Annotated in this window: 11 protein-coding genes, 1 tRNA gene and 1 pseudogene; 8 read left to right on the top strand and 5 right to left on the bottom strand. The window is 58.6% G+C overall.

The window, feature by feature from the left end; all coding sequences use genetic code 11:
• Nucleotides 1–165 precede the first annotated feature (165 nt).
• Nucleotides 166–1,383 (bottom strand): annotated as a pseudogene (gene glyA / locus JCM15831_RS16865) (serine hydroxymethyltransferase); the annotation flags it as partial.
• A gap of 260 nt (nt 1,384–1,643) precedes the next feature.
• Complete coding sequence (gene pdxR, locus JCM15831_RS05365) at nt 1,644–3,161, bottom strand: MocR-like pyridoxine biosynthesis transcription factor PdxR (RefSeq protein WP_025823296.1); 1,518 nt, start codon at nt 3,159–3,161, stop codon at nt 1,644–1,646.
• Nucleotides 3,162–4,197: 1,036 nt separating this feature from the next.
• On the opposite strand from pdxR, the gene JCM15831_RS16860 reads away from it, so the two are divergent.
• Both JCM15831_RS16860 and JCM15831_RS22475 read left to right on the top strand, forming a co-directional pair.
• On the top strand, nt 4,198–8,193 hold the full coding sequence (locus tag JCM15831_RS16860; protein WP_232228006.1) for a Hint domain-containing protein: 3,996 nt from the start codon (nt 4,198–4,200) through the stop codon (nt 8,191–8,193).
• Nucleotides 8,190–9,326: a glycosyltransferase gene (locus JCM15831_RS22475; RefSeq protein ID WP_232228005.1), complete on the top strand. Its 1,137-nt coding sequence runs from the start codon at nt 8,190–8,192 to the stop codon at nt 9,324–9,326. Before JCM15831_RS16860 ends, JCM15831_RS22475 begins: the two co-directional genes overlap by 4 nt.
• 385 nt (nt 9,327–9,711) lie before the next feature.
• Here JCM15831_RS22475 and JCM15831_RS05355 read toward each other — a convergent pair.
• A tRNA-Ser gene (locus JCM15831_RS05355) sits at nt 9,712–9,801 on the bottom strand.
• 356 nt (nt 9,802–10,157) lie between these two features.
• Nucleotides 10,158–11,273 carry a tRNA (adenosine(37)-N6)-threonylcarbamoyltransferase complex transferase subunit TsaD gene (gene tsaD, locus JCM15831_RS05345; RefSeq protein ID WP_025823291.1) on the bottom strand — a complete coding sequence of 372 codons (1,116 nt, stop codon included), beginning with the start codon at nt 11,271–11,273 and terminating at the stop codon, nt 10,158–10,160.
• 88 nt (nt 11,274–11,361) lie between these two features.
• On the opposite strand from tsaD, the gene hemC reads away from it, so the two are divergent.
• Genes hemC through JCM15831_RS20035 form a run of 6 tightly spaced genes read left to right on the top strand, consistent with a single transcriptional unit; the run spans nt 11,362 to nt 15,735 of the window.
• Nucleotides 11,362–12,471: a hydroxymethylbilane synthase gene (gene hemC / locus JCM15831_RS05340; RefSeq protein WP_156938754.1), complete on the top strand. Its 1,110-nt coding sequence runs from the start codon at nt 11,362–11,364 to the stop codon at nt 12,469–12,471.
• Between the two features lie 54 nt (nt 12,472–12,525).
• Nucleotides 12,526–12,945, top strand: a complete 420-nt coding sequence (locus tag JCM15831_RS23285) for a uroporphyrinogen-III synthase (RefSeq protein WP_269530353.1) — start codon at nt 12,526–12,528, stop codon at nt 12,943–12,945.
• Nucleotides 12,942–13,190, top strand: a complete 249-nt coding sequence (locus JCM15831_RS23280) for a uroporphyrinogen-III synthase (RefSeq protein ID WP_051528331.1) — start codon at nt 12,942–12,944, stop codon at nt 13,188–13,190. The genes JCM15831_RS23285 and JCM15831_RS23280 overlap by 4 nt, the downstream gene beginning before the upstream one ends.
• Before the next feature lie 14 nt (nt 13,191–13,204).
• Nucleotides 13,205–14,038: a 23S rRNA (adenine(2030)-N(6))-methyltransferase RlmJ gene (locus JCM15831_RS05330; RefSeq protein WP_025823287.1), complete on the top strand. Its 834-nt coding sequence runs from the start codon at nt 13,205–13,207 to the stop codon at nt 14,036–14,038.
• Nucleotides 14,035–15,000, top strand: coding sequence for an NAD(P)H-dependent glycerol-3-phosphate dehydrogenase (locus JCM15831_RS05325; protein WP_025823285.1), 966 nt, complete (start codon nt 14,035–14,037; stop codon nt 14,998–15,000). The genes JCM15831_RS05330 and JCM15831_RS05325 overlap by 4 nt, the downstream gene beginning before the upstream one ends.
• 24 nt (nt 15,001–15,024) lie before the next feature.
• Nucleotides 15,025–15,735: a TylF/MycF/NovP-related O-methyltransferase gene (locus JCM15831_RS20035; protein ID WP_025823282.1), complete on the top strand. Its 711-nt coding sequence runs from the start codon at nt 15,025–15,027 to the stop codon at nt 15,733–15,735.
• Between the two features lie 39 nt (nt 15,736–15,774).
• Here the strand turns inward: JCM15831_RS20035 and JCM15831_RS05315 are convergent, their stop codons facing one another.
• Nucleotides 15,775–17,016, bottom strand: a complete 1,242-nt coding sequence (locus JCM15831_RS05315; RefSeq protein WP_025823280.1) for a NupC/NupG family nucleoside CNT transporter — start codon at nt 17,014–17,016, stop codon at nt 15,775–15,777.
• Nucleotides 17,017–17,097: the final 81 nt, after the last annotated feature.

Raw genomic sequence — 17,097 nt, 5'->3', positions numbered from 1 at the left:
ACGAGCAGCGCGCGCAAATAGGGTATCAAGGGAGGATGTCGTTGCATCGGCCAAGTGAGAACTGAAAAACCTTTTCCATTCTCACAGCCCATGAATTTACTTGCAATGACATGATGAGAGAGACCATCGGTCCCGGTGAAACGAGAGATGGTCTCTTTCAGATTCCTAGACGGCCAGCCCCTGACAACAGGGTTCATAATAAGGAAGTGGAAACCGTGCGACCAACTCACGCACGCGCAGTTCTATGGCCGTTCTCTGGGCGTCGATCGTCCCTGTCTGAACCAGACGCAGGGTTTGCAGGATGAGGAGCCCGATCAGGCGATACTCCTCCGGACCGAACCCACGCGATGTTCCCGCCGCTGTGCCCACACGGATGCCAGATGTAATCATCGGTTTTTCCGGATCGTTCGGGATGGCGTTCTTGTTGACGGTAATCCCGACCGCTTCGAGTTCCTTTTCGGCTACATCGCCCGTCACGCCAATCGAACGAAGATCGATGACAGCAAGATGGCAGTCCGTCCCGCCCGAAGTGATCGCCAAGCCTCCTCTGGAGAGAGTGGCCGTCAATGTGCGGCAATTTTCTACGACGCGATGCGCGTAGGACCTGAAATCGGGCCGCAATGCCTCTTCGAAGGCCACAGCCTTGGCGGCGATGATATGCATCAGCGGACCTCCCTGGAGGCCAGGGAACATCGCTGAATTGATCTTCTTGGCGATAGCAGCATCGTTGGTCAGAACAAAGCCGCCGCGTGGGCCACGCAGCGTCTTGTGCGTTGTCGACGTCACGACATCTGCAAACGGAAATGGTGAGGGATAGGCTTTTCCCGCGACCAACCCGGCGAAATGCGCCATGTCGACCATCAGGATAGCGCCCACCTCATCGGCAATCTGGCGAAACCGAGCAAAATCGAGAATACGCGGATAGGCGGAGCCGCCGGCAATCAGAAGTTTGGGCCGATGCGTCCGGGCCAGTTCTGCGACCTCGTCCATATCGATGACATGGCTGTCCGCTTTAACGCCGTAACTGACTGCATCGAACCAGCGCCCCGAGATATTGACCGACGCACCGTGGGTAAGGTGTCCGCCCGCCTTCAGGTCGAGACCGAGGATCGTATCTCCCGGTGAGAGCAAGGCGAGAAAGACTGCCTGATTCGCCTGACTGCCTGAATGCGGCTGGACATTGGCATAATCGCACCCGAAGAGTTGCTTGACGCGAGAAATTGCGAGGTCCTCGACCACGTCCACATGAGTGCATCCGCCGTAATAACGGCGATGAGGATACCCTTCGGCATATTTATTGGTGAGAAGAGAGCCCTGTGCTTCCATTACGGCGGGGCTGACAAAATTCTCCGAGGCGATCAATTCAATCGAATTGAGCTGACGATCTCTCTCTCGAGATCGCTGAGAAGATCGCAGTGTCGACGCTGCGAAGGTCCTCCCCTCGAATAATGCCTTCGGTCTTGTCCTTCTCTACATAGTGCACGGCCATCGCTACCATCCCTGATCTTTCCCTGCTGCGAGGGCACAAGAGTCGCTGCCGTATCGAAGTGAGACGGCATGCTCCGGGCGGGGGCTTAGCAACTCAATGGTATGTTGCGCCCATCCAATCTACCTTGGATAGACAGGCCAATTATCTGAGTGCCTTAGCTATGGGTGATGCTTGGCGCCGCCTTTTGCCGGCTCATTCCATGCAGTAAATCGGCTAGTTTCTTTACTGCGGCTTCCAGCTCAGGAGGCGTATAGGCAGCAAACCCTAGGAGAAACCCTGTCTGGGCGTGTTGAGAGGCATTGAGGGACGACAAACCGAAAAGCTCAATTCCCTCCCGGCGGCCTGCATCGATTATGGCGCGCTCTGACAGATCACAAATCAGCACGCACGGCATCTGCAAACCGCCGAAAGGCACATAGGGTTCGACGAAGTCGGAGAGATACTGCCTGACGAAATGTGTGAGGGCTTCGAGGCGCTCCGCATAAAGGCCGCGCATGGAACGGATATGCGCCCCAAAATGTCCACCACTCATGAAGCGGGCCAGAGTAAGCTGAGGAATCACCGACGTATGGCCGTCGAGCAAACTGCGCGCGATCGTCATGGGTCCGACCAGTTGAGGCGGCAGCACGACATAACCAATCCGTAGGCTCGGAAAGAGGGATTTGGTGAAGGTGCCGATGTAGATCGTCCGGTCATGAGGATCGAGCCCCTGCACGCACTCCGTCGGCTTGCCATTATAATGAAACTCGCTGTCGTAATCGTCCTCCAGAAGCCAGGCCCCGTGACGCTCTGCCCAGTCGATCAGCATGAGACGGCGGTCTAGCGACAGCTTCGCTCCGGTCGGGAATTGATGAGACGGGGTGAGAGACACAGCTTTCGCGCCGAGCGGATCATTCATGATGTGCTCGACGACCATGCCCTGACGATCAACCGGCACAAAAACACAATCGAGACCCGCCGCATTGAACGCCTTGCGCGCGCCCTGATAGGCAGGATCTTCGATAAAGATCCGATCCCCCGGATTAAGCAGCATGTTCGCACAAAGGGTCATGGCTTGCTGCGAGCAGGTGAGCACCAGCACACGATCTGCAGTGGCGCGCGCGCCGCGTTCAAGATTGACGTAATCGGCAATGGCACGCCTGAGCGGTTCAGCACCCTGTGGATCGCCATGGAGAAGCGCCTTAGTACCGTATTCCCTCAGAACCTGACGCTGTAACCGCTCCCAAAGCTGGATTGGGAAATTGCGTGTCTCGGGCATGCCATGCGTGAACGCGATCGGAGACAGCATCGTGCGCATGCCGCCTCCCTCGACGATGGCCGCCCCGCGCCCACTCAGATCAGCCTCCTGCCTGCGTGCCCGAACATCTCGATTTGAGCGACGATCCTTGAGACCGAACTCTGTCACTTCGGCAACGAAGCTTCCGCTCCCGACCCGCCGTTCTATGAAGCCTTCAGCATGAAGCTGGGTGTAAGCTGCCTCGACCGTATCCCGCGACACGCCGAGAGACGTCGCCAGCGCTCGCGAGGCAGGAAGAGGTTTCCCCGGCCCGAGAACGCTGTCCAGAATCAGCTGCCTGATTGCTCGCTGAATCCGCGCATGACGCGGCATCGCTGCATGCGCAGGATTTACGAGCCAGGCCTTGACGGTCTCCAGTTGAGAGTTCTTGAACAATTGGTCTGGCCCCATCCCTAGAAATACAGGTGTTGTCTCACCGTCCTAGCCGCAGACTCTACACTCGCAAAGGAACGTACAGATACTGGAAAGAATGGAGCGCGGTACCTTGCACGCAGCAAAGGATGAAGACCGATATTACTGCACCCTCCCCCTCAAAAAAGAGCAGGGCTCGTGTCGAGACAACCATGATTGGAGCCCCAATCTACTGCTAACCTATCACTTGAGAAAACCAAGCCTTGGCATCTTGCTTGAAGTTTCGCCGACTTGCATGCCTGTGTTGGTTGTTTTCGCACTCAGAAAGTAACGCAGATCTTATCGAATTCCCTTTCCTGCCTTGGAAAGAGATCCGCATTGTTCCAATTATAAAAATCAGTGATTCAGATTTTTAGCATGAATAGTTTATTATATATTTACCTTATGAAACATACCAAACTATGCTTATAAGTGCAAATATTATTGTTTGTTTAATGCATCATTATTGAAATTATTACCTGATGGACATGACCGTCGCACAGTGTTCTCACCTTTTGCGCGGAAGAATTCGGCAAAACAACCCACTCGGGGTTCTTACCTTCCTTGAATACAATGTATTTATTATGAAGATTTTGTTATAAACCCAAAGGTTCGAGTTGAGTTGAAATATGTATATTATTTTATTATGTGTATACTTTAGCTGCATTAACTTCGTTAAATAAATATCGCAGAAGATCATGTTTTGCCCTTGTCACACAAAGGTAATATTATATTTCTTGATAATTCCACTGTTACATCATTATCTCCCTTAAGGTTTTTTTAATAATTACCCTCACTTCGCGCCTTAAGGTATTGGACGATGACATCCTCCCCCATTATTAATGAATTCATGTTCAATCCCAGCGTTTCGGGGGATCCGAATGAGTTCATCGAAATAAAGGGTGTCCCAAATACCGACTATAGCGCGTGGTCTCTTATTGTTGTCGACGGGGACGGCTCTGTCTCCGGGAGGGTCGACAATATTTTTCAGCTAGGCACAACTAATAGCGCTGGTTATTGGATGACCTCTTACCAGACGAATGCGTTACAAAACGGTACGCAGACGATACTTCTCGTCAAAGACTTCACCGGCGCTGTCGGTACAGATCTCGACGCAGGGAATACCGGCACGTTCACGTCAACACCCTGGTCCGAGATCGGTGACACGCTCGCTGTTTCCGACGGGACTAAAGGCGATCTGACCTATGCCAACGCGCCCGTCCTGACCGGCGCAGTGGCCGCAGGCGCCTCTCGCATGACCGATGCTGACGGCAAGGTGAGCTGGCTTATCGATGATCCGTCTCTTGCTGGCACGCCCGGGTATGGGACCACGGCAGCAGCCGGCACAGTACTGGCCACGCCTGGCGCTGCTAATGACACAGGAAGCGCTGGCACACCTGAAACAACACCGGCCACGCCCACAACACCGGAAACGTCCCCTCCTGCCTCTGGCGGAAGTGAGAGCGGCACTGGCACTGGCACTGGCACTGGCACTGGCACTGGCACTGGCACTGGCACTGGCACTGGCACTGGCACTGGCACTGGGTCAGATACTTCCAGCGGCGGCTCAACAACAACGCCGCAACCGCAGGTCATGACGATCCAGCAGGTGAACGGCACCGGCTATTACAGCCCGGTTGCTGGCAGCTCCGTAACGACAACGGGCGTCGTCACGGCGGTCGACACAAACGGTAGTATCGGCTTCTGGATTCAGCAGGAAGCCCGGGATACGGGCAATGTCGGCAGTTCTGGCCTGTTCATTTACACGGGCAATGCCGCCACTCTGCCCAAGGTCGGCTCAACGGTCTCCGTAACGGGCAATGCCATCAATTACTCTGGCAAATCCTGGAGCAAATCTCTCACACTTCCGGAGATCAACGCCGTCTCCTACACCGATACGGGAGCGATCTACACGTCAGTGTCTCCCACCGTCATCGGTCAAGGGGGCCTCACGGTTCCAGCGGCTTCCTATCTTGGCGATCTCCAGCAGGCGATCGATCTCAACAAGAGCACGGCCTCGCTCGACCCGAACTCCAACGCTCTGGATTTCTACCGCAGCCATATCGGTGAGCTCATCACTCTCCACAATGTCGTCGCGACGGGGGCAACAGCGTCGAACTCGACCTGGATCGTTCCCGATGGCGGTAATGGCCAGCTCACCCCTACTGGAGCCCTTCAGGGCACCGAGACGACCGTCAACACCCAGCGTGTCGCCCTCTATTACGACAGCGGCGTCACTCCGGGCTCGGCAATCAGCGCCGAGCTTGGGGACAAGCTCGGGGACGTGACGGGGATCCTGTCCTATTATAACGGCGTCTACCAACTTGTGCCGACCACGCAGGTCACTGTGATCCACACCGTGCAGGAAGCCCCGAAAACGTCGTTCCATAAAGACGAGCAGAATCTCCTCGTCAGCGACTATAATATCGAGAATTTCAACGCGCTCGATCCTGCCAATGCGGCACGCATGGCAGCGACTGTGAAAATCATCGTCGAGAAGCTCGATAGCCCCGATGTATTGGCCATTCAGGAAATTCAGGACGATAGCGGCGTTGCAAATGACGGGACTGTCAGCGCTCAGAAGAATATCGAAGCCTTCGTCAGGGCGATCGCCGATGCAGGTGGCCCAACCTATTCCTGGTCTCAGGTCGATCCCGGCAATGGGACACAGGGCGGCGTTTCGGGAGGCAATATCCGAAGTGTCTTCCTTTACAACGCAGACCGCGTCACGCTGAAGGCACCGGCCACGACCATCGGCAATGAAGAACTGAGCGGCACGTTCAAGAATACCCGCCTCCCCCTTGTCGGAACCTTTGAGTTCAACGGCAAGGACGTCACGCTCATCAACGTGCATCTCTCCTCACAAGCAGGCAGCTCGCAGCTTTACGGGTCGGTACAGCCGCCTGTCAGTCATGGCGGCACGACAGCCACGCCGAATAACCGGATTTCTCAGGCTGAATATATCACCAAATACGTCAACGGAATTCTGGCGAACCAGCCGGACGCCAAGATCGGGATCCTCGGCGATTTCAACGACGTGGCATGGAGCGACGCGCACAAGGTCTATGCAAAAGCCGGTCTGGTCGACATGGAAACGAAGGAAGATGTAGAAAACCGCTACACCTATATCTTTCAGGGCAATGCCCAGTCTCTCGACCACACGATCGGCACCGCCGGCTTTGCCGATGCCGGGCAGTTTCAGACCCTTCATATCAATACTGGCCGCCTCGATAGCGTCTCGGATCACGATCCTTCCGTCACCTTGCTGGAAATGACGGATTACAGCGCCCGCAATGGCGCAGCCCTTTCCGATGTCGCCCTGACCAAGGATCAGACGGCGTCCGTCCATAGCGGCAGTGAAGCATCCAATATCACTGTCGGAGAAGGGAGCCGTCTGGCTCTTTATACCGGAAGCACCACGAGAGGGATCCGCCTGGATAACGGCGCTCAGATCGACCTGCCGGAAATGGCCTGGTCGTCGAATGCCACAGCGACCCTGATAGACCCGTCCACACTGGTCGTTTCCAATGGCAGTGACAGCTACACGATCGCACTCGATAAGGCCTATGATTCCGATTTCTTCACCCTGCGGCGCGACAGCACGGGGGGCACGCTTCTTCTTGCAGAGGGCACTCCCTGTTACTGCAGAGGCACGCTGATCCGCACCGACCATGGCGAAATTCCGGTCGAGAATCTTAAGATCGGCGATCTGATCCAGACGCGTTCGAACGGATTGCGTGCAATTCACTGGATCGGTCGACGCCGCTACACGGGCGCCTTCGCCAACGGCAACCGCGACATTCTTCCGGTCATTTTCCGCAAGGGCGCTCTGGGTTATGATCTGCCCCAGAGCGATCTCTCCGTCTCGCCGCTTCACGCGATGTATCTGGACGGCAAGCTGATCCCTGCCCTGCTTCTGGTCAACGGCACCAGCATTCTGCAGGCCGAGCAGATGGATGAAGTCGCGTATTTTCACATCGAACTGGAAAGCCACGACATCCTCTTCGCCAATGGTGCGGAATCCGAGACTTTCGTCGATGATCAGTCACGCGACATGTTCCATAATGCCGCTGACTACGCCGCTCTTTATCCCAACAAGGAGCCCGCCCCCGCACGCTATTGCGCACCGCGCCTCGAGGAAGGCGCAGCACTCGAAACGATCCGCGCCCGTTTGAATGCACTGGCTCACAAAGCATGCACAGCGAACAGCGCGCTTGAGGGCTATGTCGATACCGTCACGCACAGCCATCTCTCCGGCTGGGCGCGCCTTTCCGATCAGAGCGAACCGGCACGTCTGAGAATCAGCGATAATGGTGTCGTTCTCGGTGAGGTCGTTGCGAATGAAGCGCGGCCCGATCTCGGTGGGGAATTCGGGTTTCATTTCGAAATTCCCGGGGGCCTATCACCGCTGGAGCGCCACGTTCTGGAAGTCCATCACGTCACCGATGACGCCCCCTTGGGCAACACGCCGTGGATGATGGATCAAAAAGAGCAGAGCACCCCGATCGCCATCGTTATCGAGGCCCCTGAAGAGCCGCTGGACGGCTCCATTGACATCGCGTCGCGCACACGAATCGCTGGCTGGGCCGCCAATCTGGACACGCCCGAAGATGCCGTGACCCTGCAGATCATCGATAATGGCGTTGTGCTCAAGACCATTGTCGCCAATGGCCGCAGACCGGATGTCGCCAGATCGGGCTATCCCGTTCTGTGCGGGTTCGATGTGATCTTTCCGGGGAGCCTCTCTCCCCTGACGCGTCATGTGTTGGAAATCCGTCGTGAAAGCGATGGCGCACTCCTCGGCACACCCTGCGTGCTCGAGCCGGTCAACGCCTTCGACACAGATATGGAACAGACCGTCTGCCGTGCTGTCGAAGCCGTTGCTGACAATCAGACGGGCGACCAGGTCCTGTCGTTCCTGCTCGCTCAGGTCGAAAAACTTCGTCAGTCGCGCGCCCACGCCGTCAGTGGCCTCAGCAGCCAGACGCTGAACGCCTCTCGCCGCCGCTTGGCATGACAACGCTGAGCACACCCCAATGCAAGCGTGCCCTTGTGATTGACAGTGCACGCCCAAGCGCCGTGCGCGATGCGGGCTCGCAGGCGATCCTGTCGCATATGGCGGCCCTCGAAAATCTCGGATACAGCGTATCTTTCGTCGCTGCGGATCAGATGTCGATTTCATTCGCGCTCGAAGATCGTCCTTCTGTGACGGTCCAGAGTCTGCCTATGTTTTCGTCGGTCGAGGACGTACTGCAGCGTCAGATCGACAGCTTCGACCTTGTCTATCTTCATCGGGAAGACATCGCGACACGCTATATGGCCTTGGTGCGCCGTTATCAGCGCAAGGCTCAACTCGTTTACAGTGTCGCAGACCTGCATTTCCTGCGTCTGGCCCGTCAGGCCGCCGTTCAGGGTCGCCCCGAGCTGACGGCTAAAGCCAACCAGATCCGCGTCGCAGAATATCGCGCCGCGCTTCAGGCCGATATCGTTCTGACCCACTCCCCTGCTGAAGCAGCTCAGCTCCGTAAGGATATCCCGCAGGCAAATGTGCATGTCGTCCCATGGGCGATCGACACGACACCTGCTGACACCACCGAACGTAAGGGCGTGCTCTTTGTCGGGAATTACTCCCACGCTCCGAATGGAGATGCCGCCCGCTGGCTTGTGCAGGCAATCATGCCCGCAGTCTGGGAAATGGATCCCACCATTACTTGCACTCTCGTCGGTGCCGACATGCCGGACAGCATCCATGCCTTGGCAGGTGAGCGCGTGCGCGTGCTCGGGCATGTGCGTGATCTGACCCGGGTTTTCCAGCAGAACCGTCTCAGCGTGGCCCCGCTCCGCTTCGGTGCAGGCATCAAGGGTAAGGTTCTGGAGAGTCTCGCCGCAGGAACACCCTGCATCATGACCCCGGTTGCCGCCGAGGGCATGAACCTTCCTAAGACTTTGGGTCAGCTTGTGCAGGAAACGGCGCAGGACATGGCCCGAAAGATCGTCGAGCTGCATAATTCGGACAACCTGCCCGCGCTCGCGAATACCAGCCAAGACTACGTGAAGGCTGTCTTCTCGGAAACGACGGTCGAGCATGCTCTCGGCGAGGCTTTGGCGGTGCAATCTCGTAGCGACGCGATCTCAGCAATCGCCAGCTGATCGAAAGCCATCGCTTGAAACCGCCGTAAATCTTGAGTGCGGCGATTGCAAAAGGAAAGTCCGGCACTTTCGCGTTAGACCGAGAGACCGGACAATTTTCCAACGTAATGTAGTTGAAGCGTCTCAGCCGTGTTGTTTACGAGCTTGGGCCACGTTTGGCGGTTGGAAGTCAGTTGTCCCCCAGACGGCACTGCAACTCTCGCAACCGGTCAAACTTCTGCCTAGCGCTGATTTTTATCGGAGGCGTCTCCCTCGTGCACGACCCGTCCGCCAAAAATCATCTGACGTGTGAGGTCCGATAACGCGGCGTCGGTGCGGCGACATGAGCGGGGTACCCGCGCCTGGCTTGCTTTTACTAACAGATTAAATTGCGCAGTGAAGAATATGGCGGAGAGGGTGGGATTCGAACCCACGGTACGCTCACACGCACGGCGGTTTTCAAGACCGCTGCCTTCAACCACTCGGCCACCTCTCCCGCATCACGCTCTGTAAAGAGCGAGGCAAGTGGCGCCTCTTTGCCTGCTTTCGCCTCGCGATGCAAGAGGGGTTGAATCAGGAATTCGTGCTGGCTTTACGCCTAACCAAGAAGGCGGAATTTGAAGATCACCGCCCAGAAGACTGCGAGCAGAAAAATCCCGAAAAGGAGACAGGGCAGGAAAAGAGAGAGAACAAATCGCCCCACTGACGGCTCACCTCCCTCTATCCCTGCCCGGCGTTCGAGATCCTTCAAATCCTCATCAGAGTTGAACCAGAAATCGTCTTTCTTCGCCAAGGGCGTCTCTCCTCCTCTCGGGCCTCGCGGTGCCGGTCTACGAGTAACAGGCCAAAGGCTTAAACCGAGACCTCACTCAACACCGCAGCGCCACTCTCCGTCGCGCCCGGAGGAGAAACCTCTGTCAGAGGCCATCGCGGACGGGGCGCTGTCGGAATTCCATCGTCGAGGGGACGCCCTGCCGCAGCATAGGCCTCAATCGTCTCGATCGCGGCCCAGCCGACCATCGTCGCGTTATCGGTGCACAGACGCAAAGGTGGCGCGACGAAAGCAATGCCTGCCTCACTCGCCACCTTCTCAAGTGCTGTGCGGATCGTCCCGTTGGCCGCCACGCCCCCGGCAACCACGATGCTCAGCGCGTCTGGCAGCATAGCCAGCGCATGGCGCGCACGATCCGTCATGACATCGCACACGCAGCGCTGAAAACTGGCTGCGATATCGGCAGCAAAAGCACGCGGAAGAGCCTCCATCCCGTAAGACGCAATCTGGCGTGCCACCGCCGTCTTGAGGCCCGAGAAAGAGAAGTCGCATCCCGCACGCCCCAGAAGAGGCCTTGGCAGCGCAACAGCATCGGCACGGCCTTCTTGCGCCAGCTTCTCGAGAGCGGGGCCACCGGGCCAACCGAGCCCGAGCATCTTTGCGACCTTGTCGAAAGCTTCACCGGCGGCATCGTCGATTGTACCGCCGAGTTTTTCGTAGTTGCCGACCCCTCGCACAGCAACGCACTGGCAGTGTCCGCCCGAGACCAGCAACAAAAGATACGGAAATTTAATCTGCTCAGCGGACACGCCCGGCAGCCGCGCCGTCAGGGCGTGAGCCTCGATATGATTGACTGCGATAAAAGGGCGATCCATCGCAATGGCCAGCCCTTTTGCGTAATTACTGCCCACGATCAGCCCGCCAATCAGACCCGGCCCCGTGCAGGCAGCGAACGCGCCGATCTCACGCAGAGACAGCCCTGACTTCGTCAGTGTTTCCGAGACGATTTCGGGCAGAAGAGCCAGATGGGCACGGGCCGCAATTTCGGGCACGACACCACCGAGAGCCGCATGGCCGGATTGGGTATGCACGGTCTCGGCAAGCACCTCGCCCTGAGGGCTCAGGATCGCGCAAGCTGTCTCATCGCAGCTGGTTTCAATCGCCAGAACGGGGGCTGTTAGTGAAAAAATAGCCATTTCCCTTGATAGCCCGATGGAACGCAGGAGGCGAGCGGTCTCTTTTCACGGTTCACGCGGTAGAGTAGCAAGATCAACCATGAAACAGATGACGATGCCCCAAGCGCTCATGTCTCAGAGCCTGCAACTACAACAGGTCGCTGCCGAAGCCATGCGCCGCCAGGCCTCGCCTCATCCCCCCACCTCTCGGCACTCCCTGCCCTTGCGGGTTGGCACGCGCGGCTCGCCGCTGGCCCTCGTTCAGACCCGTGCGTTTCTGACGCGGCTGACGCGGTTTTGCCCCCTGCTGCGCGACATGGGCGCGTTTCAGGAGCACCCGATCAACACGACCGGCGATCAGGTTCTGTCCCGCCGTCTGGCTGAAATCGGCGGTAAAGGGCTGTTCGCAAAAGAGATTCACGAAGCTCTTCTGGCGCGCCAGATCGATTTCGCGGTGCACAGCCTCAAGGATCTCGAGACGACGCTACCAGCGGGTCTGACGCTGGCCTGCACGCTCAAGCGTGAAGATGCGCGCGATGTGCTGATCCTGAGCCCTGCCCTGCGCGACAAGGCCAAGGCCCTCGTTGCGGAAGGGCATTCTCCGCTCGATGCTCTGCCTTTTGGCGCAACCATAGGTTGTTCTTCTGTGCGGCGTCAGGCACAGCTGGTGCATCGGCGTCCCGATCTGAAGTTCTGCCTGCTACGTGGCAATGTTCAGACCCGAATTGACAAGCTGGGCGGCGGCGCCTGTGACGCGACTCTCCTTGCGCTGGCTGGCCTGCGTCGTCTGGGCATGGAAGACCGCGCCGATCTGATCCTCGACCCCGAGCTCATGACGCCTGCTGCCGGTCAGGGCATTGTGGGTGTGACGGTGCGCGAGGAAGATCGGGAATTGCTCGATCTGCTTTCGGCCATTGAAGACCCTGAAGCACGCGCTGTCGCCACTGCCGAGCGCGCCCTGCTCGAAGTGCTCGACGGGTCGTGCCGCACCCCGATTGGCGGTTATGCGCGTCTGCGCGCCAAGGCCCAACCGACAGGAAGAGGGCATTTTGGCGATCGGGAACTCGTTCTGACCGGACTTGTCGCGCGAGAAGACGGCTCCTTCTATCTCAAGCGTGAAATCTGCGGTGAGCCGACCGAGGCTCTTCGACTGGGACGCGAGCTCGGGCTCTCACTTCGCGCAGATTCCCCGGCTGATATCTTCGAGGACAATGGCTGACACGCCTGCCCGAACGGTTTTTGTCACAAGGCCGGAGCCAGGTCTGAGCGAGACCTGCTCAGCCTCGAGCGGCTCGGATGGGCGCCGCATCCGGCACCCATGCTCAGGATCGTCCCCCTCGCTCTCGGGGCGGTTTCGGCAATCGATCGGATCATCGTCACCAGCGGTCAAAGCCTGAGCGCACTCAACACCCTTGTCGCACGCGACGTTCCCCTGCTGGCAGTCGGCGCACGCACCGCAGAACGTGCCCGATCTCTGGGTTTCACCTCAGTCGATCACGCAGGAGGCACGGCGCGCTCTCTTGTCGCCCATCTCGGTGTCGCCAGTACCCGCGAGCGGCTTCTTCTCGCAACCGGACAGAATCTCGGTCTGGAACTGGCCGCCCAGTTACGCGCCCAGGGGCACCGCGTGACGCGACGCGTCGTCTACCGCACAGAAACAACCGGCCCTCTCGACCAAGTTTCGCGCGCATGATCGTGAGGGAAGAGGTCAAGGCCATCCTCTTTTATTCTGCTGCAACAGCACGGGCTTTTCTCGACGCCTTCGGCCCGGATCGCGCTCCGCTTGCCCGGATACCGGCCCTTGCGCTTTCGGCGCCGATCGGCGAAGCGCTGCGCTGTGCACCCTTTGGTGAAATTGCCATTGCTCCCCACCCGGAGCAGGATGCGCTGCTCGATCTTCTGGGGCCGCGCCCTTCCTTGTCCACCGACCAGCTTTAGAGGCACGACACGCTGTGAACTACCGGCACGCTTATCACGCGGGCAATTTCGCCGACATGATGAAACACGGGCTCATGCTTGTGATCCTGCGGCATTTGCTCCGCAAACCTGCCGGTTTTTGCGTGCTCGATACGCATTCGGGATGCGGCGCCTATGATCTCGACTCTATCGAGGCGCAGAAAACCGGAGAATGGCGCGAGGGTATCGGGCGTTTCGACGCAATTCCCGAAGGCCCGGACGAACTCGTCGATTACCTGAAAACAATTACCGCCCTGGGCGCCCCGACACGCTATCCCGGTTCGCCAAGCCTGATCGCCTCGCTCCTGCGCGAACAGGACCGGTTGATTTGCTGCGAACTCCATCCTGAAGACGCCGCGACATTAAAGCAGCTTTTCCGCCTGCAAGGTCAGGTCGCGGTGCATGAACGCGATGGCTATACCGCTCTGAAAGCGTTCTTGCCCCCCCGCGACCTGAAACGCGGGCTCGTTCTCATCGACCCTCCTTTCGAGAAGGGGGACGAATTCGCCCGGCTGGCTGAGGCCATCCAGACAAGCCGGAAGCTTTTTCCGATGGGCATCGTCGCGGCCTGGTATCCCATCAAACACCGGGCACCCGTTCGCCAGTTTCACGACGCCCTTCGCGATTCCGGCGTGCGGGATCTCCTCGATTGCAGCCTGCTTCTGCGCTCACCGACCGACCCGACGCGCCTGAACGGATGCGGGCTTCTGGTCGCCTCGCCCCCCTATCGTTTCGAGACGCAGGCGCAGTCCCTGCTCGAAGCGCTTCTGCCCGTCCTCGCCCCAGACGGGGAAGGCAGCATCGACATCAGACGGATCGTGGAAGAATGAGCACCAGCACCACCCATATCGCCGTCATCGGCGCTGGCGCCTGGGGCATCGCCCTTTCCTGCGCTGCCGCAAGAGCCGGAGCACAGGTGACACTCTGGTCGCGCTCAGAGATCGATCCGACCTGCCGAAACCTGCCCCGCCTGCCTGCAGTGACCCTGCCTGACGCTGTTACCGTGACCTCGACCCTGCCGGAAGACGCCGATCTGACGCTGATCGTCGTGCCGATGCAGACCCTGCGTCAGATAGCGCCAAAACTGAGAGGGAATTCTCCCCTCGTTGTGTGCTGCAAGGGGCTCGAATTCGGCTCCGGCGCGCTCCCTCTGGAGATCCTCGCACAGACCCAGCCCGACCGTGCTCACGCCGTGCTGTCGGGACCTAACTTCGCCATCGAGGTCGCCAGAGGCGCGCCTGCTGCGGCAACGATTGCAGCCTCCTCACTCGACGCTGCCCGGCATTATGTCTCCCTGCTTTCATCGCCGGATTTCAGACTTTACGCGAGCGATGACCCGATCGGCGTGCAGATTGCTGGGGCTGCCAAGAACGTTGTCGCCATCGGCGCCGGTATCGCCATCGGCGCGGGAATGGGCGAAAATGCACGCGCGGCCCTCATCACACGCGCCATTGTCGAAATCGGTCGGCTGGCAGCCGCTCTGGGCGGAAGAGCGACCACAATTGCAGGGCTGAGCGGTCTGGGCGACCTCATCCTGACCTGCACGGGCGCAGGATCGCGCAATTACAGCCTCGGTCTCGAACTCGGTCAGGGCGTCCGCCTTGCCGATATCCTGAAGACGCGCAGCACGGTTGCCGAGGGCGTCGCCACGGCGCCTGCCCTCGCTGCAACAGCACGAAAACTCGGCATCGCGATGCCGATTGTCGAGACCGTTTCCGCCTTTCTGGACAATGAGATCGATCTGGCGCAAGCACGACGTCAGCTCCTGGAACGACCGATAACGGTCGAATAAGAAGAACCGTAAAAGGACAGTCTCATGTGGATGCGTAATGAAGCCATGCGCCGTCTCGTCAGCCGCAACCGTTTTGTGCGTTTTCTGACATTCGGCCTGCATAACGCCCTGCAGATGAAGCTTCTCGGCGGACACAAGCACCCCGTTACCCTGCGTCGCCTGAACAAGGCACGCTCGGGCACCGACTCCCTTCTCAGCAGCGACGAGGCTTTCGTGCTGCACGAGCTGGCCCATGCTCAGGCGGTCTATGAGGGTGATCTTGCCGAATTCGGCGTCTATCGCGGTGCCTCAGCCGAGCTTCTCTGCATGGTCAAGGCTCATCGGACGCTCCACCTTTTTGACACGTTCGAGGGACTTCCCGCCCCCAAAGGTAAGGAAGGCAAGGTTTTCGCGAAGGGCGAGTTTCATGGCTCTCTCGAGAGCGTCAGGCAGAAGCTTGCAGGGTACGAAAATGTCGCATTCCACCCGGGTTTCTTTCCCGATTCTGCCTCAAGCCTTGGAGACGAGCGCTACAGCTTTGTTCATCTCGATGTCGATCTTTACGAGGCGACCCTTGCCGGTCTGGCCTATTTCTACCCACGCATGATCCCGGGCGGCATTATTCTGACCCATGATTATTCGATCATCGACGGGGTGTCTCAAGCCTTTGCCGAATACCTCGCCGACAAGCCGGAGCACGTCATCGAGCTCCCGACCACGCAAGCCATGATTATCCGACAGGGCCAAACACTCTAAGGGTTACAACCATCACGCTGATCGCTGAACCCGCCTCCCTCACGCGGCGATAAAAAGCCCGGTGATGGCGGCACTCATCAGGTTTGAGAGCGTCCCTGCGATCACACAGCGCGAGGCGATCCTGGCAATCTCGGCCCGGCGCTCCGGAGCGACACTGCCGAAACCACCAATCAGAATGCCCACGCTGGAGGAATTGGAAAACCCGCAAAGAGCGACCGAAACGATCGCCAGATCATGCGCCGAGAGCGCATGGGCATGGATAAGCGGAGAGAGGCCGACATAGGCCACAAACTCATTGAACGCGATTTTCTGCCCGAGAAAACCACCGATCTGGAAGCACTCGGACCAGGGGATACCGATCAACCAGGCAAGCGGCGCCATAAGTGTGCCCAGAACCGTGGACAGGCTTAGCCCGGGCAGATGCATCCAGCCGCCGACGCCATGGAGCACACCGTCGACAAGCGCCGTGATCCCGACAAAGGCAACCAGCACCGCCCCGACGGCAACAGCCACCCGCGCGCCACTCATGGCCCCTTCGGCCAGCGCATCGAAAAGCCCGTTTGTCTCCAGGACGGCTCGGGGCATGGGCTCATGTCCTGCATGCGTGTCTTCAGGCGTTGGCCAGAGCAGCTTTGAAAAAAGCAGTCCGCCCGGAATGGCCATGAAGGACGCGGCCAGAAGATAGGTCATGGGAACGCCAAGCCCGGCATAGCCAGCCAGAACCGAGCCCGACACCGACGCCGTGCCGGAACTCATGATCGTGAAAAGCTCCGATTGTTTAAGCTTGCCAAGATAAGGGCGCAGCACGACGGGCATTTCGCTCTGCCCCAGAAACACCGTCATGACGGCAGAAAACGATTCAATGGCCGTCGTGCCAAGGAGGCGACGCAGCCCCTGCCCGACCAGACGGGCAAATGCCTGCATGACCCCCCAATGATAGAAAAGGGAGATCAGCGCAGAGACGTAGACAATGGCAGGCAGCACCTGAAACGCAAAGATGAAGCTGTCCTGACCGAAGAGAGCCTCCATTTTCGGGCCGGACAATCCGCCGAACAGAAAATGCGTGCCCACCTGACCATAGGCCAGGGCTGCACCGACCCCATCGGCCAAAGCCCCGAAAAGGCGTCGCCCCAAGGGAAAGAAGAGGGCCAACGCCCCGATCAGGCATTGCAGGGCAAGGGCGATCGCGACCTGACGGACATTGATAGCTTTTCGATTGGTCGAAAAGAGAACACCGAGCGCAATGAGCACTGCAATACCGATCAAACCGCGCAGTGACATCGACGCGTCTTCTCCCCTCGCTGAATTCGCGCAAGCGTCTGCGGCGCTGCAACGAAATGGCTCCCCAGCAAACACGCTGTA

The organism is Asaia astilbis JCM 15831 (assembly GCF_000613845.1).
GTDB classification, from domain to species: domain Bacteria; phylum Pseudomonadota; class Alphaproteobacteria; order Acetobacterales; family Acetobacteraceae; genus Asaia; species Asaia astilbis.
The sequence above is the reverse complement of the archived record's forward strand: the minus strand, read 5'-3'. Positions and strand labels throughout refer to the sequence as shown.